The organism is Prescottella sp. GW823-FHT02E09 (assembly GCF_058797375.1).
Map to the genome: position 1 here is coordinate 436,958 of NZ_JBXAJP010000004.1, position 26,653 is coordinate 463,610.

Here is a 26,653-nt window from a genome sequence, read left to right on the forward strand (position 1 = left end):
CACCGCTCACCGAGCGGTGCGGCCGCCCCGATCGTTGATCCGGTACGTCACCCGGACCTGTTGGGGACCGCGGTCGATGTGGAGTTCGGCGATATCGGACGGGATCAGCGCGGTGTCGTGCAGGACCGGGGTGCCGTCATCGGTGACGTTCGTCCGGTGACTGAGCATGGCCGGGCTCTGCACCGGGCGGGCCAGAAGTTCGGCTTCTGCGGCACCGAGCGTGGTGACGGTGATCGACTCGTCGGCCGACGAGACCGGATAACCGTGTTGTGCGAGAACCTGATAGAGCGACGCGTCGACCAGTTCGTCCGGGGAGATCCCCATGCCCCACGGGATGTAGGACCGCTGCAGCACGGAGGGGTGCGTGTCGATCACGCGGTGACGCGTGACGACGAGAACCTGCTCGGTCGGCCCGAGGTGCAGGGACCTCGCGACATCGGATGGTGGAATCTCCCGCGACGACCCGAGGATGTGCGTCTCGACCTTGGCGCCCTGCGACCGGAGATCGTCGGCGAATCCCGACAGGTGGAGCAGGTTGTAGGTGTACCGCCTGCTCGCCGGGAAGGTACCCGCCCCGGGACGCGATTCGATCAGCCCGTCGTTCTCCAACAGTTGCAGCGCCTGTCGCAGGGTCATGATCGTCACCCCGTAGGAGGCCGCGAGCTCGCGTTGCGGGGGCAGCGCGTCGTCCGCCTCCCATTCCCCGGTGTCGATCCTGGCGCGCAGGTCGTCGTAGATGGCCAGATACTTGGGCAGTCGGGAGTGCCTGGTCACGGAATTGCTGCCTCGTCGAGTCGTTGGCGGAACGCTTGGACGGTTCCCATGATCGACGCCGCGCTCGCGCCCGCGAGAACCGGGTCCATCAGTGCCGAGGCGACCACCACCCCGTCGGACTGCCGAGCCGCCCGGGCGGCCCGTGCCGGCGAGTCGATGCCGAACCCGATCACGACCGGGAGGCCGTCGGCCGAGCGGAGGCGTTGCGCGAAAGCCCACCCGTCCTCGCCTGCGGTCCGATGCGCTCCTGTCGGCGCCATTGCGCCCATCGCATAGACGAATCCACCACCGGCTCCGGCGATTCGGTGTGCCGTTTCCGTCGGCGTGGACGGAGCCGACATGAGCACCGGGGAGACGCCGGCCGCCTCGGCCGCCGCGAGATAGTCCGCCGATTCCTCGAACGGCAGATCGGCGACGATGGATCCACTGACGCCGGCCGCCGCGATCGTGCCCACGTACTGTGTGAGTCCGCGGGACACCAGGTGGTTGCTGTAGGTCATCGTGATCAGCGGTGCGGCCACGTCGGGAAGGTCGTCGAGAATGCGCTCCACCCGGGCGCCCTGCTCCAGTGCGGCCACGGATGCGCGCTGGATCACCGAACCGTCCAGCATCGGGTCCGAGAACGGCAGCCCGATCTCGACGGCGTCGGCTCCCCCGTCGATCATGGCCCGCACGAGATCGGCCCAGTCCGTCCGGATCCCGCCCATGACATAGCCGATGAGGCACTTCGAGCCCCTGTCGCGGACCTGGCGGAGGGTCGTCTCAAGCACGCTCACGGTCGAGTCTCCTGACTTGTTCGGCATCCTTGTCGCCACGACCGGAGACGGTGACCAGCACGGTGGTGTCCGGGGCGAGCTGTCGGTCGCGGGCGGCCTGTGCCACCCAGGCGAGCGCGTGCGCGGATTCCAGTGCGGGGAAGATCCCTTCGAGCCGCGCGAGCTGCCCGGCGGCGTCGAGGACCTGCTTGTCGGTGACCGTCACGTAGTCCGCGCGACCGAGTTCGGCGAGGTGGGCGTGTTCGGGCCCGAGCCCCGGGTAGTCGAGACCCGCCGCGACGGAATGCGCTTCGAGTACCTGGCCGGCATCGTCCTGCAGATACAGCGACATCGAGCCGTGCAGCACGCCCAAGGTGCCGTCGGTGGCGCCGGCACCGCCCGCACCTTCGACGCCGACCAGTCGCGCGTCCGACGACGTGAAGCCGGCGAAGGTGCCCGCGGCGTTGGATCCGCCACCGACGCAGGCCACGACGACGTCGGGGGTCCCACCGTCGAGCAACTGCGCGCACTGCGCCGCGGCCTCGATCCCGATCACGGACTGGAACTCGCGGACGATCCACGGGTAGGGGTGCGGTCCCAGTACCGAGCCCAGGCAGTAGTGGCTCTCGTCCGCCTGAGTCACCCAGTGCCGAAAGGCTTCGCTGGTGGCATCTTTCAATGTCCTGGCACCGGATCGAACCGGAATCACGTGCGCGCCCAACGTTTCCATCCGGTAGACGTTGAGCTCCTGTCGGGTCATGTCGACCTCGCCCATGTACACGGTGCACTTCATGCCGAACAGTGCTGCCGCCGTGGCGGTCGCGACTCCGTGCTGACCGGCTCCGGTCTCCGCCACGAGTTCTCGACGGCCCATCCGACGGGCGAGCAGTGCCTGGCCCAGCGCATTGTTCAGCTTGTGGCTGCCGGTGTGATTGAGATCCTCGCGCTTGAGCAGGACGCGGACGCCGAGCTCCTCGGACAGTCGGCGTGCCCGCGTGACCGGCGTCGGCCGTCCGCAGTACTCGGCCAGCAGGGAGCCGAGCTCCGCCCGGAACTCCGGGTCGGCCCACGCGTCCCGGAAGCCTGCTTCGACTGCTCGGCACGCAGGCACGAGCGCCTCGGGGACGTAGCGCCCACCGAAGCGCCCGAATCGTCCGGACGGTCCGGGGTCCCCCATCAGTGTCGTAGCCGTCGTACCCACCTCCGATTCCATATCGTTCTAGTGTTCTAGAACAATTTAGCACGGAGTGGACCGTCGACTCCCGAAGCGACCGGACACCGTGGGCGGTCACCGATCCACGACGGTGGCGAGGGAACCGTCCGGCGGCGACACGACGGCGGGGTCCCGGCCCGACAGCAGATCGAGCACCGCCTTGGGGCGCGCCAGCCATTCGCGTGCGTAGTTCCGCACGACGGCGAGTCGGTTGCATTCGCACTCGGCCTCCACCCCGTCGACGTCGATTCCGGCGTCGCGGCACAGCGCCACCGCGCGGGAGACGTGCAGGCCCTGGCTGACGATGAGTGCCTTCGTCACGCCGTACGTCTGGGCGGCCCGCGCGCAGGTGTCGTAGGTGTCGAGGCCGTAGCCGTCGCCCACGATCCGTCCGGGGTCGACACCGGCGGCCACGAGGTATTCGGTCATGGCAGCGATCTCGTTGCCGGAGCGGCCGTTCGCGTCACCGGACACCAGCACGGCCCGGGCCCGACCGTCCTCCACCAGTTGCACTGCGGCATCCAGTCTTCCGGCCAGGAACTTCATCGGCTTCCCGTCGCGGACCTGTGAGCCGAGCACGATCACGACGGGCGCGTCCGGTGCGTCACCGACGTCGTACAGGTGCCCGGCAGCGGTGGCTGCGACCCATCCCGCGGACCCCAGCACGATCGCGACTGCCATCGCGACCGGCACCGCCGACCAACCGATGATTCGTCCGACGATCCGCCGCATGCTGCATCCTCCGAGTCCCCGGCCGCGGCACACTGCCGTCGGCCCCCCGACGATCCTCTCGAGGAGGCAGCACCTTCCCGGGCAGACACGCCCGCGCGACGCTCAGTCGAACAGGAGCACCGGCTTGAGCACGCTTCCGTCCCTGATCCCCTGCGCGGCGTCGTTGATGTCCTCGAACCGGTAGTGCTGGACGAGCCTCTCCAGTGGGAAGCGCCCCTGCTCGATCAACTTCACCAGGGCGGGGAGGAACACCTGCGGCACCGAATCGCCTTCGGTGACACCGATGAAACGCCGGCCGTTGAGCAGGTAGTTGACGTCGACGGGGACTGTCGCGCCGGCCGCGGGGGCGCCGATGGCCGCTACCGTGCCCAGGGGTGCGAGGCAGTTGATCGCGGTCTCGAGCACCCGCACGTTGCCGGTGGCGTCGATCGCGTAGTCGATGCCCAGTCCCCCGCTGATCCGGTCGAGTTCGGCGGCCGGATCCACCTCCTTCGAGTTGATCACGTCCGTCGCACCCAGTTCCCGGGCCAGCTCGAGTCGTGACGGCACGATGTCGACGGCGACGATCCGCTCGGCGCCGGTGAGGGCCGCAGCCATGACGGCGGCCATTCCCACCGCGCCCACCCCGAAGACGGCCAGGGTGGAGCCGGGTTCGGGTGTGAGGATGTTGAGTACGGCACCGGCGCCGGTCTGGATCCCGCAGCCCAGCGGTGCCAGCAGACCCAGGTCCGCCGAGGCGGACACCTTGGTGACACCGCGCTCGTCGGCCAACGCGTAGGTGGAGAAGGAGGATTGGGCGAAAAAGTGCCCGTTGATCTCCTGGTCGCCGCGTCGGACCGTGGTGCTGCTGTCCGTGCGCCGTCCGCCGACGAGGTTGCGGGGCAGGAACTCCTGGCAGTACGCGGGGTGTGCGGTGCGGCAGTTGCGGCATTCGCCGCAGCTGGTGAACGACAGCAGCACCTTGTCGCCCGGCTCGACGCTGGTGACCGCGCTGCCCACCTCCTCGACGATCCCGGCGCCTTCGTGCCCCAGCACTCCGGGGAGCGGGAAGGGGATGTGTCCGGCCTGGACGCCCAGGTCGGTGCCGCAGACCCCGGCGGCGACGATCCGGACCAGGACCTCGTCGGCCCGGGGTGCGTCGAGGGTGACCTCACCGATCGTGAAGGGTTCACCGATGCCATCGACGACGGCGGCGCGAGCTGTGTTGACCATGGTGTGCTCCTGGGGATTTCCGTGATCAGAAGGGGTAGATCGGTAGTGCGCTCTGCGCCGTCACCCACTGCGTCTCGGTGAACGCGTCGAGGTTGGCGCCGATGCCGCCGACACGGCCGCCGTTGCCGGAGGCTGCGAGTCCGCCGAACGGGACGACGGCCTCGTCGCCGACCGTCTGGTCGTTGATGTGGACCAGGCCGGTGGGGATCTGCTGGGCGATCTCGAGGCCCCGCATCGCATCACCGGTCAGGATTCCCAGGGACAGTGCGTATTCCGAGTCGTTCGCGATCTGCACGGCTTCGTCGACGGTCGCGAAGGAGGTGACGGGGGCGACGGGGCCGAAGACCTCGTTGACGAAGGCGGGCGCCGTCAGCGGGGTGTCGGCGAGGACCGTCGGGCGGTAGAAGAGGTCCTCGTAGGTGCCGCCGGCGGCCAGACGGGCCCCGGCGGCGACGCTGTCCGACACGAGCGTGTGGATCTGATCCCGTTGCCGCGCATCGATGATCGGTCCCATCGCCACCTCGGCGGTGAACGGATCTCCGACGGGCAGCCGCTCGGCGTGCTCGGCGAGCAGCGCGGTGTAGTCGCCGACGATGCTCTCGTGCACCAGCTGACGGCCCGTCGCCATGCAGATCTGTCCCTGGTGCATGTACGAGCCGAACGCGCCCACCGAGACGGCCTTCTCCAGGTCGACGTCGTCCATGACGATGAGGGCGTTGTTGCCGCCGAGTTCCAGGTGGGCACGCTTGAGGTGGCGACCCGCGAGTTCGCCGACCGCGCGTCCGGCCCGCGTCGAGCCGGTGAACGCGATGACGCGCACGCTCGGGTGGACCACCACGGCCTCGCCGGCGTCGGCGCCTCCGGGCAGCACACTGAGGACGCCGGCCGGGAGCCCGGCCTCCTCGAAGATTCGGGCCAGGACGACGCCACCGCAGATCGCGGTACGCGGGTCCGGTTTGACGATCACGGCGTTGCCCAGCGCGAGCGCCGGCGCGACGGCGCGGATCGACAGGATGAGCGGGAAGTTGAACGGGGCGATGACGCCGACCGTGCCCACCGGGACGCGGCGCGAGAAGCTCAGTCGCGGCTGCTCGGAGCGCAGCACCTCGCCGACGGGATGCGCGGCCAGGGCGGCCGCGTTGTAGCACTCCTCGGCGGCGGTGTGCGTCTCGGTTCCGGCCTTGGCCCGGATGCTGCCGGCCTCGCGGACGATCCACTCGCCGATCTCGTCGGCGTACTGCTCGAACAACTGCCCGGCTCGGCGGAGCACCGCAGCGCGCTCGGTGTACGGCTGCGCGGCCCACGCCTTCTGCGCAGCGGTGGCGCCGGCGGCGGCCGCCGCGACGTCGTCGGGGGTGGCCGTTCCGACGGTGGTGAGTTGCTTGCCGGTCGCGGGTTCGACCACGACACGGTCCTCGCCACCGCCGGCCACCCATTCACCGGTGAAGATTCGGGATTCCCACACTGGCATGTTCAACAGACTCGTCACGGTCGCTCCTCGCAGTCGCAGCACATGGATCCTTTTCCACGGTGCCGGGCCGCGTCGCCGACCACAGATGGTCTTTCACTCAGTGAAAGACATTTTTCAGTCCCGGGTGGTGGCCGCCTCGGTGACGGTGACCAGTCCACCGTGTGTGGACTCGTCGAATGCCATCAGCGCGACCGCCAGGTGGAGGGGTTTCCAGTCGCCGTCGAGCCCGCGGAACCGCAGGACGCCTTCGACCTTCCGGAAGGCGAGATCCTTCGCCATCTTCCGTGCGAGCGGCACATCGGAGGGATGCATCGCGGGCGCCGGCTCGCCGACCGCGTGCTCCCAGGCCACCCCGGGCATCGGTTCGCTGCGCCACTTGATGAGCGCGAGGCGTTTCAGGTCGACGTAGGCGAGGTATTCGCCGGGCGCCATCACGGCGTCGAGCACCCGATGCTCGAGGATCACCGGTGGCGGCGCGGCCGGAACCTCGCCGGCGGGGCCGATGTCGTGGGTGATTCCCCGGAGGATGACCTCGCGCCGGTCCCCGGCCGGATCCGGCTTCTCCTCGAGCATCCGGCACGAGAAGTGCGCCGCACGTTCCTCGCCGTCGTCACGGCGTACCTTCCACACCGCCTGGTGCTCCGTGCCCGGCTCCGACTGCACGATCTTGGCCAGCGCCTCACCTTCGTCGCGGTTGGTCACCAGCCGGGTGAACGCGCCCGCCATCGCCGCCTCGCTGCGACGGTCCTCGGGGGCGACGCCGTACAGGTCGAAGAGGTCGTCGCTGCCGCTCGCCTTGCCTGCCGTCAGGTTGAAGTGCCACGCGCCCGCCGGATCGCGCGGAGGCGGCGCCTCGTCGGCGTTTCCGCGCCAGAAGTACACGCCGTGGAGGCGGTCCTCGGAATTGAGCAGCGGCTCCGCGAGGATGCGTTTGCGGCCGTCCTCCGACAGCCGGTCGATCCGTCGATGTCCGGGGTCGGCCATGATCTCGAGCAGTGCGTTCTGGACCTCGTCGAGGACTCTGTTCGATTGCCCTCGCCGGCCCTTGAAATGTCGGTTCAGCGGTACAAAGGGTTTCGGGGACGACCCCACTCCGATCAGCGACGGCTCCTGGCCGCCGAACGTGCTGATCAGCAGCCATTCCGTGGTCATTTTCGCAGCCCCCGACGCTTCGCGGCCGGCAGTAACCGCTGGTACGCCGGACCCAGGAGCCGGGTCACCGCGTCCACCACCTTCGCGTCCGGACCGACGAGCACCCGCGCTCGACCCTGCTCGACACCCCGCAGGATCGCGCGGGCGGCCTCGGCGGGGTCGGTACGAGCGATGCGCTGATCGAACGAGTCGGCGACCTCGTCGGCGTCCACCCCGGCGGCGGCGCTCGCGGTCCGGGCGATGCCGGTCCGGACGCCACCCGGATACACGCACGTCACCTTCACCGAGTGGCCGCCGAGTTCCATTTCCTGACGCAGCGATTCCGTGAATCCGCGGACTGCGAACTTCGCGGCGTTGTACGCGGAGTAGCCGGGTGCCGCCATCAACCCGAACGCGGAGGACAGATTCACCACGTGACCGCGGTCCGACTTCACCACGTACGGGAGAAATTCCTTGGTGCCGTTCACGACACCCCAGAAGTCGACATCCATCACGCGTTCGATGTCGGCGTAGCCGGAGTCCAGAACAGCACCGGTGTAGAGGATTCCGGCATTGTTGATCACGATGTCGACACCCCCGAAGCGGCTCGCGGTCTCGGCGGCGAAGGCATGGACCGCGGGACGGTCGGTGACGTCGACAACCGTGGCGGATACCTGGGCCCCGGCCCGTTCGCACAGGTCCGCCGTCTCCTTCAGCGGACCTTCGGCGTCCCCGGACAGGGCCAGCACTGCACCCGATCCGGCCAACCTTGTCGACAGTTCGCGACCGATGCCCGAACCTGCCCCCGTCACGGCCACGACGCGACGTTCGAAGTACCCCAACGAATTCCCCTCTGTCTGCTGAACCGGCGCTCCCAGTTCTCTACCAGAACGGCGCGTAGCCGGCATCTCGAGGCGGTCCGGCTGCGCTCGGTAACGCGTGGGGTTGCACGAGATATGCGACCACCGGGCGGGCCGGCCCGAGTCGGGGTTCGGACCGCCAACCCGGTGGTCGCTGCGACGCGGCGTACCCGCCGTCAAGCGGACGGAGATCGGCCGAGTCGAGTTCGTGGAAAGACGCCGGCTCGTGCCGTCGGGACCGGGCGTCGTCGAGTCCCGAACGGGAGCAACGATCGCCACATGAGCATGCGTCAATGTGACAGCGCTACAAGCAGACCCGAAATCGACAGAGTCGCAGGAAGCCTCGTGAGGGGCGCGCAGGTGCACTGTAAGCCAGTCGGTGACGGGGATGCAACCTCGAGCTGGCGTGTCGGAGACCCGGATTCCGGGCCCGGACGGTGGCATCGGGATGGATCCGACGCCACCGTCCGGCCGTGGTCCGCCAGGTCGGGGGTCCGGGGGACCACGGTCGCCGCCCGGGCCAGCCGGGCGACAACTCGAACGCTAGTGCCGGTCCGTTCGACGGTGTAGGGGGATTTGCCCCGTGGTGGGTGGGTCCCCCACGGGGGCTGCCCCGGAGCCGTCCCGGCCTGCGTCGGGGGACGCGAGTTCGGCGGGTGGCCGCAAGCGGGCTCCGGCCGCCGAACCCCGGTACTGTGACGGTTCTGTCCGATGCTCGAATGTTCGACTCTTCGGGGGAGGGAAGCGATGAAGACCGAGATCAGTTGCGGGCCCGCGTTCGCGTTCGCCGAGATCAGTGTTCCCGCTGGTGGATCGGTCCGCGTCGAGGCCGGTGCGATGGCGATGATGCGGGGCGACATCTCGATCACCACCTCGACCCGCGGCGGCTTCCTGAAGGGGCTCCGCCGTTCCCTCGGCGGCTCGAGCTTCTTCGTCAACGACTTCAGCAGCGATCACGGTGGCGTCGTGGGCGTCGCCGGCGCGCTTCCGGGCGATCTGGTCGAAACCACCGTCGACGAGGGGACGGCGCTGCTCGTCCAGTCCGGGTGCTGGCTGGCATCCGACGCGACCGTCGAGGTCGACTCCAAATGGGGCGGCGGCAAAGGATTCTTCAGCGGTGCAGGGCTCGTTCTGTTGCGGTGCAGTGGAAGCGGCGAGATCCTGCTGTCCAGCTACGGCGCGATCCGGTCGATGACGCTCGCGGACGGTGAGACGATGACGCTCGATTCCGGTCACGTCGTCGCGTTCGACGAGACGGTCCAGTACCGCATCCGCAAGGCGGGCGGGTGGAAGTCGATGATTCTCGGTGGCGAGGGCATCGTCACGGAGTTCACCGGGCCCGGTCGGGTGTGGATGCAGACCCGAAATGCAGCGGACCTGGTGGATTGGCTTCGGGCGAGGATGCCGTCGAGTACCAGCAGTAGCAGCAGTAGCAGCGACTGAGCGCCACGGTCAGTCGGGGCTGACGAAGTCGCCGTCCGATCGCGTCGTCGTCGACTCGGCCCTCGTGAACGTCAGGGTGCCGTCGTCGACGGGCGTCTCCCGCAGGACCACGACGTCCTTGTAGTAGTCCATCGGCAGGTTCCACGGGTCCTTCGTCCCTGCCTGCGGCCACAGATCCATCGATCGCTGGATGTAGCCGGCCGCGAAATCGAGTAGGGGCCGTGTCTCCATGCCCTGCTGGTGGTTCTCCGGGACGACGATGTCGCAGCCGCGGCGATCCATCTCGTCCAGCACCCGGCACAGGTAGTCGGCGACGAGGTCGACCTTGAGAGTCCACGGGGCGTTCACGTAGCCGACGGCGAACGAGAAGTTCGGAATGTCGGACAGCATGGTGCCCTTGAACGCGAGGCGTTCGGTGATGTCGACGGGTGCGCCGTCGAGGCGGAGCTCGACGCCACCGAGCGCGAGCAGGTCGAGGCCGGTCGCGGTGATGATGATGTCGGCATCGAGATGCCTCCCGGACGCCAGCGCGATGCCGGTCTCGGTGAACGACTCGATGGTGTCGGTGACCACCGAAGCCTTGCCCCTGGAGATCGTCTTGAACAGGTCTCCGCCCGGGACGACGCACAGGCGCTGATCCCACGGGTCGTATCGCGGATTGAAGTGGGTATCGACATCGAAACCGGTCGGTAGCAGCCGGGTGTCGAGCCACCGGATGACGGCGCGCACCTGTGTGGGGAAGCGTCGGGACAGCCGGTAGATCCAGACGTTCTGCATGATGTTCTTCTTGCGGGTGAGGCGGTAGCCCCGTTCGGCTCCCAGCACCCGGCGGAACACGCCGGACAGCGCGTCCTCGGCGGGCAGCGGGATGACATAGGACGGCGAACGCTGCAGCATCGTGACGTGCGCGGTGGCATCGGCCATTGCCGGGATCAGCGTCACCGCGGTGGCGCCGGAGCCGATCACCACCACCCGTTTGCCGGTGTAGTCGAGGTCCTCGGGCCAGGCCTGGGGATGCACGATCCGGCCGCCGAAGCGCTCGGCACCGGGAAACTCCGGTGTGTAGCCCTTGTCGTAGTTGTAGTAGCCACTGGCGCAGAACAACCAGTCGGCTGTGATCGTCACCGTCTCGCCGGTGTCGCCGCGCCGCGCCGTGACCGTCCAGCGGGCGTCCGTGGAGGACCAGTCGGCGCGGATCACCTTGTGGTGATAGCGAATACGCCGCTCCACGTCGTGCTCGCGGGCGGTGTCGCGGATGTAGGCGAGGATGTCCGCGGCGGGCGCGAGCGTCTTGCGTCCCCGCCACGGCTTGAAATCGTATCCGTATGTCTGGACGTCGGAGTCGGAGCGGATGCCCGGGTACCGGAACAGGTCCCACGTGCCGCCGGAGACGGCGCGGGCCTCGAGGAGCGTGAAGGTGCGACCCGGATGTGTCCGACGGAGTCGGCTGGCGACACCGATTCCCGACAGCCCGGCACCGATTATGAGGACGTCGACGTGCTCGGGCTCGGTGGGGTGTTCGGGCGTCATGGGTCCTCCGGATGCCGGCGCTGACGAAACCACGTCTGTAATGCACCGTAGCCCGATCGTCGCGCTGTGTGCGAGCAATTCTGGGCCGGTCCACTCGACGCGATGCCCGGTGCGGCGAACAATGGTGCCCACGTCGACCACACCGACGCCCTGCCGAGGAGGCACGACAGATGAGCGAGACACCGGAGATCGACCCCGCTGCCACCCCCGGCGGGACGGGCTGCGCCGAGTGCGACGCGTCGGGCGGGTGGTGGTTCCACCTGCGCCGGTGCGCCGCCTGTGGTCACATCGGGTGCTGCGATTCCTCACCCGCACAGCACGCGAGCGCGCATGCGACGGCATCCGGGCACCCGATCATTCGGAGCTTCGAGCCCGGCGAGGACTGGTTCTGGGACTATCGGACCCAGGGGTTCGCCGAGGGGCCGGAACTGGCTCCGCCGCAGAGCCATCCGATCGATCAAACGGTTCCGGGCCCACGCGAGCGCGTCCCGCAGGACTGGGCGGATCGCCTGCACTGAGCTCGGGCCGAGTCCATCCGGTTCGCGACGTTCGTAGAATCGGCGGGGTGATCGAGATTCCCGACGCGCTGGTCGCGGCGCAGTACAAGCACGGCGGCGCGGCCGGGCGGGCGTTCGTGGCGGCGCTGCCGCGGCTGGCGGACGAGGTTCTGGAGCGTTGGGATCTGCGGCTCAGTGGTCCGGCAATGCATGGATGGACCGCGCTGGTGCTGCCCGTGCGGGATCGGGACGGCGGCGAGGCGGTGCTCAAGCTGCAGGCTGTGGACGACGAGAGTGTCGGCGAACCCGATGCGTTGCGCGCGTGGGACGGCGACGGTGCAGTGCGCCTGCTGGCGGACGATCCCGGTACCGGCGCGATGCTCCTGGAGCGGCTGGATACGTCGCGGCACCTGTCGGGTCTGGCGGACTCGAGGGAAGCGGTGCGGATCATTGCGGATCTGCTGGCCCGACTGACGTCTCGGCCGGCCCCCGACGGCATGCGCGCTCTGGGAGACATCGCAGTCGCGATGCTCGAGGCGGCGCCCGAGGCGGTGACCCGGCTCGCGGACGCCGGCGACCGCACGCTGCTGACCGACTGCGCTGCGGCACTGCGTGACGTCGTCGACGAGCCCGGGCGCCGGCTGTTGCACTGGGATCTGCACTACGACAATGTTCTTGCGGCGGAGCGTGAACCGTGGATTGCGATCGACCCGAAACCGCTCGCCGGTGATCCCGGTTTCGAGCTGCTGCCCGCGCTCACCAACCGCTACGACCCAGCGGAGACGGGGTGGCGGTTCGATTTGATGACCGACGTGCTCGACCTCGATCGGGAGCGTTCGCGGGCGTGGACGCTCGGCCGGATTCTGCAGAACGGACTGTGGGGCATCGAGGACGGCGAAAGCCGATTGGCGGACGAACAGGTCGCGATTGCGCGAATGCTGTTGGCGCGCTGAGCGCTGTCCGTGCTCAGTCCTGTCGCAGCTGCGTCGGCCCGCACCGGAAGGTGACGGGCCGACGTGAGGAGCTGTGTCAGCTGAGCTTGGCGATCAGGTCGGCGCGCTGGCGGGCGCCCAGGCCGGAGACGCGCCGGGTCTCGGCGATGCCGACGGACTCCGCGATGTCGCGGGCCTTGATCTTCCCCACCTTGGGCAGGGATTCGAGCAGGTAGAGCACCTTCGTCTTACCGACCAGTTCGTCGGTATCCGCCTTGTCGAGAACTTCCACCAGGGTGAGCTTGCCCGACTTGAGATCTTCTCTCAGTTCGGACCGCGCCTTGCGGGACGCTGCGGCCTTCTCCAGTGCCGCAGCGCGCTGTTCGGGGGTCAAGGTGGGCAATGCCATTGATGTGCCTCTCTCTCACGGAACCCGGATGGGCTTCAGGCTAGAACGGGAATCGCCATCGCGCGCGTCAACTGGGCCCCGCGTGTCGAAAAGCCGTGGCTATTCGTCTCATTTGCCCTTCCACAACGGCTTTCGCTTCTCGAGAAACGCGCTCATTCCTTCCTGCGCGTCGCAGGTGACCGCGTTGGTGGCCATCGTCTCGGCCATCAGTTCGTATGCCTCGTCCTGCGGCAGGTCGATCTGCCGGTAGAACGCCTGCTTGCCGATGGCCAGGGTCAACGGGCTGGATTCGGCGATCTTCGACGCCAGATCCCGTACCCGTGGCCGCAGTTCGTCGGGCGCGACCACGAGGTTGACCAGGCCCCAGTCGGCGGCGGTGTCGGCGTCGATCGTCTCTCCGGTGAGCAGCATCTGCATCGCCCGCTTGCGGCCCACCGATCGGCTCAGGGCGACCATGGGGGTGGAGCAGAACAGCCCGATGCGCACACCCGGGGTTCCGAACACCGCGTTCGACGACGCCACCACCAGGTCGCACGACGCGGCCAGCTGGCAGCCGGCGGCGATCGCCGGGCCCTGCACCGCGGCGATCACCGGCTGCGGAATCCCCTGCACGGTGTCCATCATCGCGGTACACACCTCGAAGACCTCCCGCTCGTCCTCGAGGGTGCGGTCGATCATCTCGGACAGGTCGTGTCCGGCCGAGAAGGCCGGGCCGGCCGCGCTCAGCACGACCGCCCGTACGGCCTCGTCGTCGGCCATCTCCCGCAGCGCCGCGGTGACCTGGCGCATCATATTGGTGGACAGTGGATTCCGTTGGCCCGGCTGATTCAGCACAATGGTGCCGATGCCGGTTTCCGGGTCCATCTCGATTCTGACGACGTCGTTCATCGCGCCTCTCCGTCACATCCGGTAGCAGTGCCCGATGCTACCCGGAACGGCCGGACGAGGCAGGCCCCGAGGCCCGGTGCCGGTGCGGGTCCGCGACTCAGCCTTCGATCGCGGACTTGATCCGTAAGGCGAAGTCGGGAGCGTCCTTTCGTGCCATCCGCAGTGCGAGGGGGGCGATGATCTTCCCGATCCCGTGGCCCTCCAGCACGTTGAAGACCGTCAGCTTCGTCCCGGTCCCGTCCGGCTCCAGGTCGTATCCGCCCTCCACCGCGGTGACGGAATTCGTCGACCGTTCCGCCCAGCGCAGCCGTCGCGGCGGTTCGAACTCGGTCAGCTCGAACTCGCGCTCGGTGGTCATCCCCGCATCCTTGACCGTGCTGGCGAAGACCGTTCCGAGGCCCGGTGGACCGTCGGTCTTCTGGACGATGCTCTGGACCCGCGGGCTGAACATCGGATCATTGACGCCGGCTGCGAGGAACTGGAACACCTCGTCGATGGGACGGTCGATCACGGTTGTGGCTTCGAAACGCCCTGACATGTCGGAACCCCGTTCGGTGCGGTTACCCGGAGATGCATCGGACTCTACTCGTGGCTGGCAGGATCGGGGGGTGAGTACTGCGAACTTGACCCGTGCCGAGACCGCCGCACGATCGGCAGCCGTGACCGTCCGTTCCTATCGCGTCGAACTCGACATATCCGGTGCGCCGGACAGTTCCGAGCCGGGCTTCGCGACGTCGACGACCGTCGAGTTCGACGCCGAGACGCCCGAGACGTGGCTCGACTTCCTCGGTCCGGAGGTCCGTTCGGTGACCGTCAACGGCGAAGCCGCCGACGTCGAGTTCGACGGTGCCCGTGTCGCTCTGCGTGGATTGCGCGGGTCGAACACCGTGGTGATCCGCGCGGTCGGCGCCTACAGCCGTTCCGGGGAGGGGCTGCACCGATTCCACGACCCCGTCGACGGTGCGACGTATCTCTACACACAGTACGAGCCGTCGGATGCGCGCCGTGTGTTCGCGTGCTTCGAGCAGCCGGACATGAAGGCGCCGTTCACGTTCGTCGTCACGGCGCCCGCCGGCTGGGAGGTGGTGTCGAACCGTCCGGTGGCGCTCCACCACGTCGACGACACCCGTCAGGTCGTCGAGTTCTCCCCCACGCTGCCCATCTCCACGTACATCACAGCGATTGCCGCCGGACCGTATCATCGGGTCGAATCCGTCTGGAGCCGAAACGATCTCACGGTGCCGCTCGGTGTGCTGTGCCGCGCGTCGCTTGCGCAGTACCTCGACGCCGACACGATCGTCGAGGTGACGAAGCAGGGCATGGACTTCTTCGCCGAACACTTCGACTACCCGTACCCGTGGGGCAAGTACGACCAGGTGTTCGTGCCCGAGTACAACCTGGGGGCGATGGAGAATCCCGGCTGCGTGACGTTCACGGAGGCGTACGTCTTCCGCGGCGCGGCCACGGCCGCACAGTACGAGGGCCGCGCCAACACGATCCTGCACGAGATGGCGCACATGTGGTTCGGCGACCTGGTGACGATGATGTGGTGGGACGATCTGTGGCTCAAGGAATCGTTCGCCGACTTCATGGGTGCCCTCGCGAGCGTGGAGGCCACCGAGTGGACCGACGCCTGGGTCGCGTTCGCGAACCGGCGGAAGGCGTGGGCGTACTCGCAGGACCAGCTGCCCACCACGCATCCCATCGTCGCCGACATCGTCGATCTGGAGGCGGCGAAGTTGAACTTCGACGGCATCACGTACGCGAAGGGTGCCAGCGTCCTCAAGCAGTTGGTGGCCTACGTGGGCCGGGACGCGTTCTTCGAGGGCTCCCGGCGGTACTTCCGCGAGCATGCCTTCGGCAACACCACGCTGGCCGACCTGTTGGCGGAGTTGTCGGCGTCCTCGGGCCGGGACCTCGCGGAGTGGGCGCGGGCGTGGCTGCAGACCACCGGCGTCTCCACCTTGACCCTGGAGGGCGGCGACGGTGGGTACGAGATCGTGCAGAGCGATCCGCGCCCGCACCGCCTGGCCGTCGGACTCTACGACTTCGACGGTGCCGGCGACCTGGTGCGGCGCGGCCGCGTGGAGCTGGACGTGGTCGCCGAGCGGACGCCGCTCGACCTGTCGTCCGCGCCGCTCCGGTTGCTCAACGACGGCGACCTCACGTACGCGAAGGCGCGCCTGGACGCCGGTTCTCTCGAGACGGTGGAGCGTTCACTGGACCGTGTCACGGATCCGTTGGCGCGCGGGCTGATCTGGTCGGCGCTGTGGAACGCGACCCGCGACGGGGAGCTCGATCCCCGGCGCTATCTGGCGATGGCGCGCGCGTTCGCGCCGGCCGAGACCAACATGGCGCTGCTCACCGCGGTCCTCGCGAACGCCGCGTTCGCGATCGGACACTATCTGCCCGATGCGGACCGTGACGGGTGGCGTGAGCGCTGGCTCGAGGCGTGCTGGGCTGCAATGCACGACGCGCAACCGGGATCCGGCGCCCAGCTGGCGTGGGCCCGCGCCGTCGCATCGGCTGCCGTCGTCGACGACCGGCGGTCGGCGGACATCCGGGAGATGCTGGGCGGTGAGCGCCCGACACCCGACGGTCTGGCGCTGGACCCCGATCTGCGGTGGTCCCTGTGGACCGCGCTGAGTGCGACCGGACACGCGAACCAGGGCGATCTGGACGGCGAACTGGGGCGCGACGACACCGCGTCGGGGCGCACCGCCCACCTACGCGCCCTGGCGGCCCGACCCGACGCCGCAGTGAAGGCGCGGGCATGGGCGTCGGCGCTCGAGGACACGACCCTGACCAACGACCACCTCGATGCCGTCATCGGCGGCTTCCGGGCCGGTGAGCGCCGTGACCTGGTCGAGCGGTACGACGACGCGTACTTCGCCGCGATCCGGGACGTGTGGGGCGAGCGGAGCATCGAGATCGCCCGTCGCCTCGTGCTCGGCCTCTTTCCGGCGTCCGACTCGCTCGGCCCCGTCGACACGTGGCTGGGCGTCAACGCGGATGCGCCGGGTGCGCTGCGCCGACTGGTGATCGAACAGCGCGATCACCTGGCCCGCGATCTGCGGGTGCGGGCGCTCGGTGTTAACGCCACGTGACGTGATTTTTACGCCTGGGTGCGTGGGCGTTTCCATTCTGTAATAGATTGCGATTCAAGGCTTTCGCGGCTTGGAATCGGCTCGTCCGGTCGGCTACACATGCAGTGGCGCCGAGAACGGCGGCAAGGCGAAGCACCCGCTTCACAGGAACAAAGGGGAAAGAAATGGGTTCTGAGGAGATCGGTACGCTCATCGGCTCGGTCGATTTCGATCAGGTGGTCGCGGGTGCGGAGGCGTTCGGCGCATTCGCCGCTCTCATCGCGGCGGTGGGCGCCTTCGCCGCACTGCTGGTGTAGTCCGCAAGGTCGTCGTCCAGCAACCATTCCGGTTCGGGCCCGGAGCCGTTCGTCGGCTCCGGGCCCGAGGCGTGTCCGGGGTCAGGTGCGCTTCACCAACCGGTCGTAGCGTTGGCGCGCGGCCTGTGTGCTTCCCAGGCCGAGGCCGAAAGCGATTTCCTGCCAGGTCATTCCGCGCTGCCGCGCGATGCCGAGGAACAGGGCCTCGAGCTGGTCCATCTCCGCGCGGGCCTTGGGGAACAGGCCGAGTGCGGCGGTGATGTCGGCGTCGTCGATGTCGGGCTCCCCCGGCTCGGGAGTGTGGACGCCGCCGGCCAGTGCCGCGACCACACGGATGGCGCCGAGGGGTTCGAGCATCTCGGGGTGCGACTGCCGCGCCCGCTGCTCGGGTGTGGAACCGTGCCGTTCGGCGATGCGGAACAGGGCGGCGTACTCGCGGTGGGCCCGCTCGCGGCTGGGGTTGGGTGGGGTGAAGGCGTCGGAGGTCATGCTTCGAGCGTCCCCTCGATCCGATCTGCTGCCAACGAAATATTGACAACAGATTGTTCACATCTGGTTTCGCTGGACGTGCGGCGGGGTAGTCACCTACGGGACGTGGAAGGTTGCGAGGCCCGGCGTGGTCAACCCGCCCACTGCGGATACGACGGTGACAGCGACCTGCCCCGTGCCGGTCTGCAGGGTTGCTCCGGCCGGGATTCCGTGGAGGCCGTCCGACAGCCGGGCGGAGCCGAATGTCCCGGTCGACAGATTCAGCCAGTGCACCTCGGACGAGAGCAGGCAACCCCACCGGTCCTCCTTGCCGCCGGTGATCGTCACCGTGCCGGGCTGTTCGCCGACCACGGCCGCACAGCGGATCGGGGGCACGTCGAAGCTGCCGTTCGGGTTCCCGTACGGCGCGGGGTCGATCTGGAACGGAACGGTCACCGCTGCCGAGGCCACGGCGACCGGGGCCAGAACCGAACCGGCGGCGACGGCTGCGGAGAAGGCGAGTCGGCGAACGAGATTCATTTCGGTGACCTCCTGCAGTCCGGGACGGGCGTGCTGCCCATCCTCCACCCGGAGCGCAGTCGCCGCAGGGGATCTGCTTCCGCGCGTCGAGCGTCCAGGGGATCCTGGCCCCACCGGACCCACGCACCACGCCCAGCGCCGACCATCCTCGTCCCAGAGGGGCGGAGCGGGGTTTGGTTGACTGGGCGCATGAACGACCTTCCCGAGAAGATCGAGGTGCGGGGCACGGTCCTGGACCGCATCGGCCTAGCGGAGGAGTTCGTCTGCTGGGCAGCCGATCTGCCCGGCGACGAACCGCGCACGATCAGCATTCTCATCGAACCGGCGGGGCCTCCATCGGACGCCGCCGTCGACTCGGCGGCGCAGGCCATCGCCGGGTTCGACGCCTTCACCGCCGCGGCGTCGCGCTATCTCGTCGCCGAGCTCACCGATCCGGTGTGGGAACTCGACGCGGTAGACCGTGCCCGGCTCGACGGGCCGGAGGCGCCGTTCGGCCTGCCCGAGGCGATTGTCTGGTCAGACGGATCGTGGATGATTCGTTTCGCCGAGTGCGGCCTCGAAATGGGCGAGGAGTTCGGCATCGGCGTGCGCTTCGTCGGGACGGAGCCGGCAGGCATCGAGGATCTGTCCGGGGCCACGGAGGTCCCGTGACCTCCGGGCGGCTCCTGTTCCGGGCCTCCGTCGCGGGCGTGTGGACCGTCACCTATGGTAAGGGTAACCAAAGCCTGAAAGGTCCCCTGACATGAACCCTGTGCTGAGCCGACGCGCCGTGCTGTCGATGACCTTCGCGACGATCGCGGGGCTGGCCGTGGCGGGTTGCAGCAGCAGCGACGACTCCTCGCAGGGTGACGCCTCCGGCGGCGGGGCGGACCACGCCGAGCCGGGCGCCTTCCCGGTGACGATCGACCACAAGTACGGGTCGACCACCATCACGCAGGCTCCGCGCCGCATCGCTGCGGTCGGTATCGGCGACGCCGACGTGCTGCTCGCACTGGGACTGACTCCCGTGCTGGTGCCGGTGTGGACCGGCTCCACCGACGACGGCATCGGGGTGTGGGCCGAGCCCAGCGTCCACGGCGACGATCCGAAGGCCCTGGCCAACGCCACCACCGAGTTCGACATCGAAACCATCGTGACGGCCGCCCCCGACCTCATCATCGCCGTGAACAACGCGATCGACGAGGACACGTACAAGCAGCTCAGCGCGATCGCGCCCACCGTCCTGCATGCCGCGGACCAGACCGACTGGGTGCTGCCGTGGGAAGAGGTCACCACCCGGATCGGTGCGGCCGTGGGCCTCCCGGCGCAGGCGCAGCAGGAAGTGCGCGACGTCCAGGACCTCATCGCCCGCACCCGCGACGAGAATCCCCAGTTCCGCGGGAAGACGGCGGTGCTCGTGGTGGCCCGCAACGACGGCAAGCTGCGCGCGTTCGCACCGGACTCGGCCCGGGCACAGCTGCTGACCCAGCTGGGCTTCGAGGCGCCGCCGGCGCTCGAGGAGCGATTCGACGGCAAGCTCAACTTCGAGGTTTCCGCCGAGAACTACAACCTGCTCGATGCGGATCTGATGCTGTTCGACAACTACGAGAAGTTCCGTGCGGACCTGGAGTCGACTCCGGCGTTCACCAATCTGAACGTCGTCAAGTCCGGTGGCCTGATCGCCCTGGATCCGATCGTCAGCGATGCCGTCTCGATGCCGAACCCGCTCACGATCCCGTTCGTGCTCGACGAGTTCGTCGCGACGATCAACGAGAAGCAGGCGGCGCGGTAGCGGCAGCGGCCCTCTAGGGTCGTGCCTGTGTTGCGTGCCCGCCCCCTGAACTCGTTCGCTCGTTCGATCCGGGTCGCGCGTGTCGTACCGGCGCCGGTGCGTCTGATCCTCGTGTCGATGGTCCTCTTCAATGTGGGCTTCTACCTTGTGGTTCCGTTCCTCGCGGTCCACATGTCCGACGACCTGGGTCTGGCGGGCTGGGCGATCGGACTGGTCCTGGGGCTGCGCACGTTCAGCCAGCAGGGCCTGTTCTTCCTCGGCGGCAGCCTCGCCGATCGTTTCGGTGTCCGGCCGCTGGTGCTCCTCGGCATCGCATTGCGAGTGATCGGCTTCCTGGCACTGGGATTGGCATCGAACCTGGTCCAGATGATCGTCGGTGTGCTGCTGGTCGGGTTCGCGGCGGCGCTGTTCGCACCGGCCGTCGAGGCCGCGAACGCCGCTTACGGGCACCGGCTCGAGCGCGACGGCGTGATCCGTCGGACCGAGCTCTTCGCGCTCGAGCAGATGTGCAGTCGCCTCGGCACCGTCGTCGGCCCCGCGCTCGGCGCGTTGCTGCTGGTCGTGCCGTTCCTGTGGACCGCGACGTCGGCGGCGGTGCTCTTCACCGGGCTGCTGATCGCGTTCGCCGTGTGGCTGCCCGCCGACGTCACCACGTCGCAGGACACCGGGCCGGCGGCCGCCTCGCCCGGCCTGCGCAGCGTGTGGCGGGCTGTCCTGACCAACCGCGGGTTCCTGGTGTTCGCGGGGCTGTGCGGCGCGCAGCTGGCCGCCTACAACCAGCTGTATCTGATGCTGCCCGAGCAGCTCGAGCGCAGCCTCGGATCGCAGGCCGCCCTCGGCTGGTTCTTCACCGGTGCCGCGGTGCTCGTCATCTTCGGGCAGTCGCCCGTCGTCGCGGTGGCGAACCGGATCGGGCACCGTGCGTCGATCGTCGGCGGGATGACGGTCATGGCGGCGTCGTTCCTCGCGCCCGCGATCGTCTCGATGGTTGCGCCGGACTCCGCGGCGGCGCAGTTGACCGGCCTCGTGGTGTGGGTCGCACTGCTGCATATCGGTCAGATGCTGATGGTCCCGCCCATGCGGGACACCATCGGCATCCTCGCCGGCGAGCGTTTCCTCGGCGCCCACTTCGGGATGCTGAACACCCTCGGTGGGTTGCTGACCCTGGTCGGTTCCATCGGAGTCGGGCAGCTGTTCGACGTCGTCGACGTCGGCGATATCGCCCTTGCGGCCCCGTGGTGGGTGCTCGCGGTCGCCGTCGCGGTCGCGGCGGCGGGGCTGTGGTCGTGGAGCGCTCGGACCCGGATCGCGCGTCCGGCGTTCCGCTGAGCACGGTCTTGGTGGGAAGGTGACAACCGTGAGTACCGCGCTGGCGAACCCCGGCCTCGCGCTCGTCGTGCTGTGCGCGGTCATGGTTGCGGGCGCCGCGGTGGTGTACCGATTCGCGGGTCTGGGCGATCCCCTGACGGCTCCCCGGGCCGCAGTCCGCGGCGCGCTGCAACTCGCCGCCGTCTCCCTGATCCTGGCCGCGGCACTGGCACATCTGTGGTCGTCGTTGCTCGTCCTCGTCGTGATGTTCGTGGCGGCCGCGGTGACGGCGGCCCGCCGTTCGAGGGCGGGGCGGTCGGCGGCATGGCTGTCGGTGGCGCTCGCCTCGGGGGTCGGTGTGGTGATTCCGCTGATGCTGATCAGCGGAGTGGTGCCGCTCGAGGGCGTCGCATTGGTGCCGATCGGGGGCATCGTGCTCGGGAACGCGATGACCGCTACCGCCCTAGCCGCCAAACGGGGCCTGGACGCGATCGACCAGCGGTGGGGTGAGGTCGAAGCCGGATTGAGCCTGGGATTGAGCGTGCGGGACGCGCGCATGGAGGTGGTCGGTCCGGCGGCGTCCGATGCCCTGCTGCCGGGGCTCGACCAGACCCGCACGGTCGGCCTGGTGACACTGCCGGGCGCTTTCGTCGGCGTGCTGCTGGCGAGCGGATCCGCGGTCCAGGCCGGCGCCGTGCAGATCCTCGTTCTCGTCGGGCTGCTCCTCGCACAGACCTGTGCTGTGGCGGTCGCGATCGAGTTGGTTGCCCGCGGCGTGGTCCACCGGCCCGGAGCCCGGCAGGTGTTCTGACGGGGCGAGCCCGGCGAACACTGGGTGAACACTCGGAGATTCGGTCGATCCGAGTTGAACATCCGTCCGAATTTCGTTGTGATCCTGTCGTGTTCGAGAATCGGGTGCCGGAGGGCGACAAGAGCGACATTCGGAGCGGCGTGAGCCGGCGTGGTCTGCTGCGCGGCTCGGCGGTGCTGGCGGGTGCCGGCCTGACCGTCGCGGCGGCGGGACGCGCCGTCGCCGGCGTGCCGGTGTCGGCAGGATCCGCGGGATTCGTCCACGGCGTGGCGTCCGGTGATCCGCTGCCCGACGGTGTCGTCATCTGGACCCGAGTCACACCGTCAGAGGCTGCACAGCCCGGTTCGGGTGTGGGCGAGAGGGTTTCGGTGACCTGGGAGGTCGCGGCCGATGCGGGCTTCGGCGCCGTGGTGCGCAGCGGGACCGTCACCGCCGGCCCCGAGAGCGACCACACGGTGAAGGTCGACGTCGCCGGGCTGCGGCCCGGCGCCACGTACTACTATCGCTTTGCCGCGGTGGGGCAGTTCTCGCCCGTGGGACGGACCCGTACCGCGCCGGCCACCGACGCCGACCTCGATCGCCTGCGTTTCGGTGTGGTGTCGTGCTCCAACTGGGAGGCCGGGTACTTCGCGTCGTATCGCCTGCTCGCCGAGCGTGACGATCTCGACGCGATCCTGCACCTCGGCGACTACATCTACGAGTACGGCCGCGGCGAGTACGGCGCCCGCAACGGTTCGGTCCGCCTGCACGACCCGGAGCACGAGATCGTCTCCCTCGCGGACTACCGGATCCGGCACGCGCAGTACAAGACCGACCCGGATCTGATGGCTCTGCATGCCAAGGTCCCGTTCATCGTGACGTGGGACGACCACGAGTCCGCCGACAACTCGTACGCCGCCGGCGCCGAGAACCATGATCCCGCCACCGAGGGCGACTGGGGCGCTCGCAAGGCGGCAAGCAGGCAGGCCTACTTCGAGTGGATGCCGGTGCGGGCCAGCGGAACCGATGCCGCACTGTACCGGCGTTTCCGGTACGGCGCGTTGGCGGAGATCTCCATGCTGGACCTGCGCACGTACCGTGACGAGCCGGCATCCACCGGCGCAGGCTGGCGCAACGTCGACTCCCCCGACCGCACCATCACCGGCCGCGCCCAGATGGACTGGCTGACCGGTGGAATCGTCACCTCCCCCACCCGCTGGAAGTTGGTCGGCAATCCGGTGATGATTTCGCCGTGCGCGTTTCCGCCGCTCGATACCCGCACCACTGCGGCCGTCACCGAGATGATCGGTCTGCCCGATGCCGGTATCCCTTTCAACACCGACCAGTGGGACGGCTACTCCGCCGACCGGCGCCGTCTGTTCGATGCCATCAGCACGAACAATGTCCGCAACGCGGTGTTCCTCACCGGCGACATCCACACGTCGTGGGCGTGCGACCTGCCGGTGGACGCCGCGAACTACCCTGCCGCCGGCACGGTCGGCACCGAGTTCGTGGTGCCCTCGGTGACGTCACCGAACATCGATGACATGCTGCAGGTTCCGCCGCGCACCGCGACGGTCGCGGCCGAGGAGGCGTTCAAGGCCTTCAACCGGCACGTTCGATACGTCGAACTCGACTCCCACGGATACGGCGTGTTCGAGGTGGACAAGGCTGGGGCGCAGATGGACTGGTTCTACGTCAACGATCCCACCGATCCGCGTGGCACCGCACGGCACGGGATGAGCTATCGCGTTGCGGACGGTTCGCAGCAGGCGCACCCTGTCGGCACTCCCCTCGACCCCGCCGCCCACCGGCCGTAGCCGCAGCATGACCGGTTGGCAGCGTGCCCGCCTGCCTCTCGGTCGATGAAGCCGCCGCGATGGGCGGCCTGACCGTTGTCCGCGAAACCCGCTGTGGCCGGAACCCTTTCCCCGGTACCGGCTAGCGCTATGCCGCGAGTGGTCCTGCCCGGTTGTGGGCGGGGATGGGTTTCTTGTAGGGGTCGACGGTTGATGGTGGGGTGAACCACGGCTTACGGTCGGTGCCGATGGCGACTTGCCAGTGTGAGTGGTGGAGGAGTTGGTGGTGGTAGCGGCAGAGTAGGACGAGGTTGTCGAGGTCGGTGGGTCCGCCGTCGGCCCAGTGGTGGATGTGGTGGCCTTCGCAGTGGGCGGGTGGTGTGCCGCATCCGGGGAAGGCGCAGCCGCCGTCGCGGGCGGTGAGGGCGCGGCGTTGTTTCCACGGTGCGGGTGGTGCGGCCGAGGTCGAGGGGGATGCCGTCGTCGATGACGATGGGGGTGAGGTGGCAGTCGCAGGCGATGCGGCGGGCGGACTCGATGGTGAGCGGTCCCGTCCAGGGCATCCAGGCGACGTCGGCGTCGTCGAACAGGCTCGCATCGCCTGTGCCTGTGCCTGTGCCTGTGCCTGCGCTCGCACTCGCACTCGCGCGGCGGTGTAATTGCTCGTCGTTGCTCGGTGGCTCGTGGGTATCGCACGTGGTTGCGGGCGAGGTCTCTCGCGTTCACGTGCAGTGACAGGTGGGGGCGTTCGCCGCCTTCGACGGGTGTGACCCCCGATCGAAACAGAGGTAACGCACCCCTGATCACACGACAGCGGGTCAACACCTCAACAGTGCTGGCCCGCTGTCGTTCTCATCTCCTCATAGGTAACAGGAGGTACCGCCCCATTCGCATGGGAGGGCTTCCGACAGTGCTATTCGTAGCCCTTCCGGCAATGGCAGGAACCAGATCCAACCGCCTGGAATTATCATGCTCGATCATCGCCTCCTAGTGTCTGCCTAGCCCCAAAGTCCAAGATCGGCCAGCCAGTCAATGACCACTATCGCGACCGGGGTCAGCGGGCCCAACCACACACCGAGATCCATCTCAAACCACCTCCTGCGGTCAAGAACAACTGGCCCGCTGTCGCGTGTTGGGGCGGCTATCAGGGCAGGTGCCCGTGGGCCAACCAGTAGAAGACGAGATCGAAGAAGGTACCGATAGGGCCGTACCAATTTCCGTATGGGTCCATCGCTGTTCACCTCCAATCAGGGGCAGTAACCGCCCAACGAGCACGGCCAGTTCTGGGCGATCCATTGCCGTGTCTCGGGTGAGAATATGCCCGCAGGCAACAGCCAGTAGATCCATGGAAAGTCCATCTCGATCATCTCCAATCAGGGGCAGTAGCCGCCGAGCCAGCATGGTGCGTTCTCCAAGACCCAGTTTCGAATTGGATCAGGCACGAAGCCATAGGGCATGAGCCACCAGATCGGCGGGAAGTCCATCGTCGATCATCTCCTCTCAGGGGCAGTGTCCGCCGAGGTCGCACGGGATCACGGCCCAGATCGTGCGCCGCCACTCCCCACGGCAGCGGGAGTCCCCACATCCAGCCACTAGGAATCATGCGCAACCTCCGGGGGGGGTGTTCCTTCCGTCCCGACCCTGTCTGCCCAGGCTAGACCCCAGCCGAACGGAAGGTCCAAGTAATTGGCCGAGCCGCCCCGAATGCGTCACCGAATCCAGTTCAAGAACCACCAAAAAGGCACTGTTTCGGCACGATCTCGTTGCGATTTTGAAGCAAAACCGCAGATGGGGACCCGAAAGTGCAGGTCAATGCGATTTCCTGAAGCAGAGAGGGAAAGGGAGGGAGCGGGTCGCCTTGCCAACCGGCCGATTCACGGGGGAATACCGCCCCCGGCCCCTATGGTGACAGGGGTGTGGAATGCGTTTTCACCCTGTACGGGGACACCATTGTTCGCAACTGCACGATGAATTGGATTACATAAACCAATTGCGTTGGGAATTGCGATGGGAATTGTGGGTGTGTTGGGGTCCGCTGCCACGAGCGCCAAGTGTGGGGGTGGGTGGCGGATCCTTCCGGCCACGAGCGCGCCTGGTCGCGGGGGTGCGTGTCCGGTGCTGGTCAGTGTTGCGAATGCAACACTCATCGAAAGTTTCTTTGCGAACAATCGTCTTTGAGAGCAGCATAGCTGAAAGCTTTTGCTGCACAACAATCATCTGTTGTGAGTGTGGGTGTTGTGCATTGCATGGCATGCACTAGGTAGGTAGGTGTGGGTAGGTGGGTGTGGGTAGGTGAGGGATGGTGTAGTGCAAACGTGTGTAGTGAATCTGGTTGTTGCACTGCAAGGTTGCATACACATATCGAGGGCATCGAGGGAGGTTCCTCTACCACTGCCGGCTGTTCCGGCAGGGCCCCTGACCTGTGCTGTTGCCCTTCTGTAGGTTGCACCGCCTGTGCATCAGAGCAATGTTGTTCCACGCGTACGGATCTCCGCCCTTGGATACCGGGATGATGTGATCCGCCTGGCAGGCCTCCGGATCCAGATAGTGCCGGGGGGGATCTTTCGGAATCGACTCCCCGCACCATCTACATACCCACGGCAGCCGCAACTTCGCTTCCGCCGCCAGATCTCGCCAACGCCTGTGATGGTGCACCCCGGTCATGTTCACGACTCCTGTTTTCTCACAAAGGGCGAGGGCCCGAGATCCCATGGCACCCACTCGCTG

General features: G+C 68.0%; 25 protein-coding genes and 1 pseudogene. 10 read left to right on the forward strand and 16 right to left on the reverse strand.

Translation table 11 applies throughout. From position 1 onward, the window contains the following. Window positions 1–6: 6 nt before the first annotated feature. From AC1RIF_RS12665 to AC1RIF_RS12700, 8 genes are all read right to left on the reverse strand, one after another. Window positions 7–774: a GntR family transcriptional regulator gene (locus tag AC1RIF_RS12665; protein ID WP_492601704.1), complete on the reverse strand. Its 768-nt coding sequence runs from the start codon at window positions 772–774 to the stop codon at window positions 7–9. Beyond that, window positions 771–1,550 carry a tryptophan synthase subunit alpha gene (gene trpA / locus AC1RIF_RS12670; RefSeq protein WP_492601705.1) on the reverse strand — a complete coding sequence of 260 codons (780 nt, stop codon included), beginning with the start codon at window positions 1,548–1,550 and terminating at the stop codon, window positions 771–773. Before trpA ends, AC1RIF_RS12665 begins: the two co-directional genes overlap by 4 nt. Next, window positions 1,537–2,730, reverse strand: a complete 1,194-nt coding sequence (trpB, locus tag AC1RIF_RS12675; RefSeq protein WP_492601706.1) for a tryptophan synthase subunit beta — start codon at window positions 2,728–2,730, stop codon at window positions 1,537–1,539. Before trpB ends, trpA begins: the two co-directional genes overlap by 14 nt. A gap of 87 nt (window positions 2,731–2,817) precedes the next feature. Beyond that, window positions 2,818–3,474: a SanA/YdcF family protein gene (locus tag AC1RIF_RS12680; RefSeq protein ID WP_492601707.1), complete on the reverse strand. Its 657-nt coding sequence runs from the start codon at window positions 3,472–3,474 to the stop codon at window positions 2,818–2,820. A gap of 102 nt (window positions 3,475–3,576) precedes the next feature. Beyond that, window positions 3,577–4,686 (reverse strand): NAD(P)-dependent alcohol dehydrogenase, encoded by a 1,110-nt coding sequence (locus AC1RIF_RS12685; protein ID WP_492601708.1) that lies wholly within the window; start codon window positions 4,684–4,686, stop codon window positions 3,577–3,579. Between the two features lie 25 nt (window positions 4,687–4,711). Further along, window positions 4,712–6,157, reverse strand: a complete 1,446-nt coding sequence (locus tag AC1RIF_RS12690) for an aldehyde dehydrogenase family protein (RefSeq protein ID WP_492601889.1) — start codon at window positions 6,155–6,157, stop codon at window positions 4,712–4,714. Between the two features lie 114 nt (window positions 6,158–6,271). Then, window positions 6,272–7,309, reverse strand: a complete 1,038-nt coding sequence (locus AC1RIF_RS12695) for a GAF domain-containing protein (RefSeq protein WP_492601709.1) — start codon at window positions 7,307–7,309, stop codon at window positions 6,272–6,274. After that, on the reverse strand, window positions 7,306–8,130 hold the full coding sequence (locus AC1RIF_RS12700; protein ID WP_492601710.1) for an SDR family NAD(P)-dependent oxidoreductase: 825 nt from the start codon (window positions 8,128–8,130) through the stop codon (window positions 7,306–7,308). The genes AC1RIF_RS12695 and AC1RIF_RS12700 overlap by 4 nt, the downstream gene beginning before the upstream one ends. A gap of 765 nt (window positions 8,131–8,895) precedes the next feature. Between AC1RIF_RS12700 and AC1RIF_RS12705 the strand changes: the two genes are divergently transcribed. After that, window positions 8,896–9,591, forward strand: a complete 696-nt coding sequence (locus AC1RIF_RS12705; RefSeq protein WP_492601711.1) for a TIGR00266 family protein — start codon at window positions 8,896–8,898, stop codon at window positions 9,589–9,591. A gap of 9 nt (window positions 9,592–9,600) precedes the next feature. Here the strand turns inward: AC1RIF_RS12705 and AC1RIF_RS12710 are convergent, their stop codons facing one another. Continuing rightward, window positions 9,601–11,121, reverse strand: a complete 1,521-nt coding sequence (locus tag AC1RIF_RS12710; protein WP_492601712.1) for a flavin-containing monooxygenase — start codon at window positions 11,119–11,121, stop codon at window positions 9,601–9,603. A 170-nt stretch (window positions 11,122–11,291) separates the two neighbouring features. Here AC1RIF_RS12710 and AC1RIF_RS12715 point away from each other — a divergent pair, with 170 nt between their 5' ends. Both AC1RIF_RS12715 and AC1RIF_RS12720 read left to right on the forward strand, forming a co-directional pair. After that, the gene (locus AC1RIF_RS12715) at window positions 11,292–11,639 is read left to right on the forward strand and encodes a UBP-type zinc finger domain-containing protein (RefSeq protein ID WP_492601713.1); all 348 of its coding nucleotides are present in this window, start codon (window positions 11,292–11,294) and stop codon (window positions 11,637–11,639) included. A 47-nt stretch (window positions 11,640–11,686) separates the two neighbouring features. Then, window positions 11,687–12,571, forward strand: coding sequence for an aminoglycoside phosphotransferase family protein (locus AC1RIF_RS12720; protein ID WP_492601714.1), 885 nt, complete (start codon window positions 11,687–11,689; stop codon window positions 12,569–12,571). 76 nt (window positions 12,572–12,647) lie between these two features. Here the strand turns inward: AC1RIF_RS12720 and mihF are convergent, their stop codons facing one another. From mihF to AC1RIF_RS12735, 3 genes are all read right to left on the reverse strand, one after another. Next, window positions 12,648–12,959 (reverse strand): integration host factor, actinobacterial type, encoded by a 312-nt coding sequence (gene mihF, locus AC1RIF_RS12725; RefSeq protein ID WP_114724527.1) that lies wholly within the window; start codon window positions 12,957–12,959, stop codon window positions 12,648–12,650. 108 nt (window positions 12,960–13,067) lie between these two features. Next, window positions 13,068–13,823 carry an enoyl-CoA hydratase gene (locus AC1RIF_RS12730; protein WP_492601890.1) on the reverse strand — a complete coding sequence of 252 codons (756 nt, stop codon included), beginning with the start codon at window positions 13,821–13,823 and terminating at the stop codon, window positions 13,068–13,070. A gap of 121 nt (window positions 13,824–13,944) precedes the next feature. Continuing rightward, window positions 13,945–14,385, reverse strand: a complete 441-nt coding sequence (locus AC1RIF_RS12735; protein ID WP_492601715.1) for an SRPBCC family protein — start codon at window positions 14,383–14,385, stop codon at window positions 13,945–13,947. A 70-nt stretch (window positions 14,386–14,455) separates the two neighbouring features. On the opposite strand from AC1RIF_RS12735, the gene pepN reads away from it, so the two are divergent. After that, complete coding sequence (pepN, locus tag AC1RIF_RS12740; protein ID WP_492601716.1) at window positions 14,456–16,954, forward strand: aminopeptidase N; 2,499 nt, start codon at window positions 14,456–14,458, stop codon at window positions 16,952–16,954. 164 nt (window positions 16,955–17,118) lie between these two features. Continuing rightward, window positions 17,119–17,250 carry a hypothetical protein gene (locus AC1RIF_RS12745; protein WP_492601717.1) on the forward strand — a complete coding sequence of 44 codons (132 nt, stop codon included), beginning with the start codon at window positions 17,119–17,121 and terminating at the stop codon, window positions 17,248–17,250. Between the two features lie 81 nt (window positions 17,251–17,331). On the opposite strand, the gene AC1RIF_RS12750 is transcribed toward AC1RIF_RS12745, so the two are convergent. Both AC1RIF_RS12750 and AC1RIF_RS12755 read right to left on the reverse strand, forming a co-directional pair. Then, on the reverse strand, window positions 17,332–17,739 hold the full coding sequence (locus AC1RIF_RS12750; RefSeq protein ID WP_492601718.1) for a DNA-binding protein: 408 nt from the start codon (window positions 17,737–17,739) through the stop codon (window positions 17,332–17,334). 96 nt (window positions 17,740–17,835) lie between these two features. Then, complete coding sequence (locus tag AC1RIF_RS12755) at window positions 17,836–18,258, reverse strand: hypothetical protein (protein WP_492601719.1); 423 nt, start codon at window positions 18,256–18,258, stop codon at window positions 17,836–17,838. Window positions 18,259–18,447: 189 nt separating this feature from the next. Between AC1RIF_RS12755 and AC1RIF_RS12760 the strand changes: the two genes are divergently transcribed. The 5 genes from AC1RIF_RS12760 (at window position 18,448) to AC1RIF_RS12780 (ending at window position 23,947) form a co-directional block, all read left to right on the forward strand. After that, entirely contained in the window at window positions 18,448–18,909 is a 462-nt protein-coding gene (locus tag AC1RIF_RS12760) for a hypothetical protein (RefSeq protein ID WP_492601720.1), read from the forward strand. A 91-nt stretch (window positions 18,910–19,000) separates the two neighbouring features. Next, a complete protein-coding gene (locus tag AC1RIF_RS12765; RefSeq protein ID WP_492601721.1) occupies window positions 19,001–20,029 on the forward strand; it encodes an iron-siderophore ABC transporter substrate-binding protein in 1,029 nt (342 codons plus the stop codon). A gap of 27 nt (window positions 20,030–20,056) precedes the next feature. Next, on the forward strand, window positions 20,057–21,358 hold the full coding sequence (locus AC1RIF_RS12770; protein WP_492601722.1) for an MFS transporter: 1,302 nt from the start codon (window positions 20,057–20,059) through the stop codon (window positions 21,356–21,358). Window positions 21,359–21,386: 28 nt separating this feature from the next. After that, complete coding sequence (locus AC1RIF_RS12775) at window positions 21,387–22,148, forward strand: ABC transporter permease (protein ID WP_492601723.1); 762 nt, start codon at window positions 21,387–21,389, stop codon at window positions 22,146–22,148. An 89-nt stretch (window positions 22,149–22,237) separates the two neighbouring features. Next, the gene (locus AC1RIF_RS12780; RefSeq protein ID WP_492601724.1) at window positions 22,238–23,947 is read left to right on the forward strand and encodes an alkaline phosphatase D family protein; all 1,710 of its coding nucleotides are present in this window, start codon (window positions 22,238–22,240) and stop codon (window positions 23,945–23,947) included. A gap of 127 nt (window positions 23,948–24,074) precedes the next feature. Here AC1RIF_RS12780 and AC1RIF_RS12785 read toward each other — a convergent pair. Next, window positions 24,075–24,703 (reverse strand): annotated as a pseudogene (locus tag AC1RIF_RS12785) (HNH endonuclease signature motif containing protein); the annotation flags it as partial. A gap of 1,608 nt (window positions 24,704–26,311) precedes the next feature. After that, window positions 26,312–26,638 (reverse strand): HNH endonuclease, encoded by a 327-nt coding sequence (locus tag AC1RIF_RS12790; protein WP_492601725.1) that lies wholly within the window; start codon window positions 26,636–26,638, stop codon window positions 26,312–26,314. Window positions 26,639–26,653: the final 15 nt, after the last annotated feature.

Bases quoted from the DNA above. Each gene is read 5' to 3' on its own strand.
- AC1RIF_RS12680 (WP_492601707.1), bottom strand. From the start codon at position 3,474: ATGCGGCGGATCGTCGGACGAATCATCGGTTGGTCGGCGGTGCCGGTC.
- AC1RIF_RS12685 (WP_492601708.1), bottom strand. From the start codon at position 4,686: ATGGTCAACACAGCTCGCGCCGCCGTCGTCGATGGCATCGGTGAACCC.
- AC1RIF_RS12690 (WP_492601889.1), bottom strand. From the start codon at position 6,157: ATGCCAGTGTGGGAATCCCGAATCTTCACCGGTGAATGGGTGGCCGGC.
- AC1RIF_RS12695 (WP_492601709.1), bottom strand. From the start codon at position 7,309: ATGACCACGGAATGGCTGCTGATCAGCACGTTCGGCGGCCAGGAGCCG.
- AC1RIF_RS12705 (WP_492601711.1), top strand. From the start codon at position 8,896: ATGAAGACCGAGATCAGTTGCGGGCCCGCGTTCGCGTTCGCCGAGATC.
- AC1RIF_RS12710 (WP_492601712.1), bottom strand. From the start codon at position 11,121: ATGACGCCCGAACACCCCACCGAGCCCGAGCACGTCGACGTCCTCATA.
- AC1RIF_RS12715 (WP_492601713.1), top strand. From the start codon at position 11,292: ATGAGCGAGACACCGGAGATCGACCCCGCTGCCACCCCCGGCGGGACG.
- mihF (WP_114724527.1), bottom strand. From the start codon at position 12,959: ATGGCATTGCCCACCTTGACCCCCGAACAGCGCGCTGCGGCACTGGAG.
- AC1RIF_RS12730 (WP_492601890.1), bottom strand. From the start codon at position 13,823: ATGGACCCGGAAACCGGCATCGGCACCATTGTGCTGAATCAGCCGGGC.
- AC1RIF_RS12735 (WP_492601715.1), bottom strand. From the start codon at position 14,385: ATGTCAGGGCGTTTCGAAGCCACAACCGTGATCGACCGTCCCATCGAC.
- AC1RIF_RS12745 (WP_492601717.1), top strand. From the start codon at position 17,119: ATGGGTTCTGAGGAGATCGGTACGCTCATCGGCTCGGTCGATTTCGAT.
- AC1RIF_RS12750 (WP_492601718.1), bottom strand. From the start codon at position 17,739: ATGACCTCCGACGCCTTCACCCCACCCAACCCCAGCCGCGAGCGGGCC.
- AC1RIF_RS12755 (WP_492601719.1), bottom strand. From the start codon at position 18,258: ATGAATCTCGTTCGCCGACTCGCCTTCTCCGCAGCCGTCGCCGCCGGT.
- AC1RIF_RS12760 (WP_492601720.1), top strand. From the start codon at position 18,448: ATGAACGACCTTCCCGAGAAGATCGAGGTGCGGGGCACGGTCCTGGAC.
- AC1RIF_RS12765 (WP_492601721.1), top strand. From the start codon at position 19,001: ATGAACCCTGTGCTGAGCCGACGCGCCGTGCTGTCGATGACCTTCGCG.
- AC1RIF_RS12790 (WP_492601725.1), bottom strand. From the start codon at position 26,638: ATGGGATCTCGGGCCCTCGCCCTTTGTGAGAAAACAGGAGTCGTGAAC.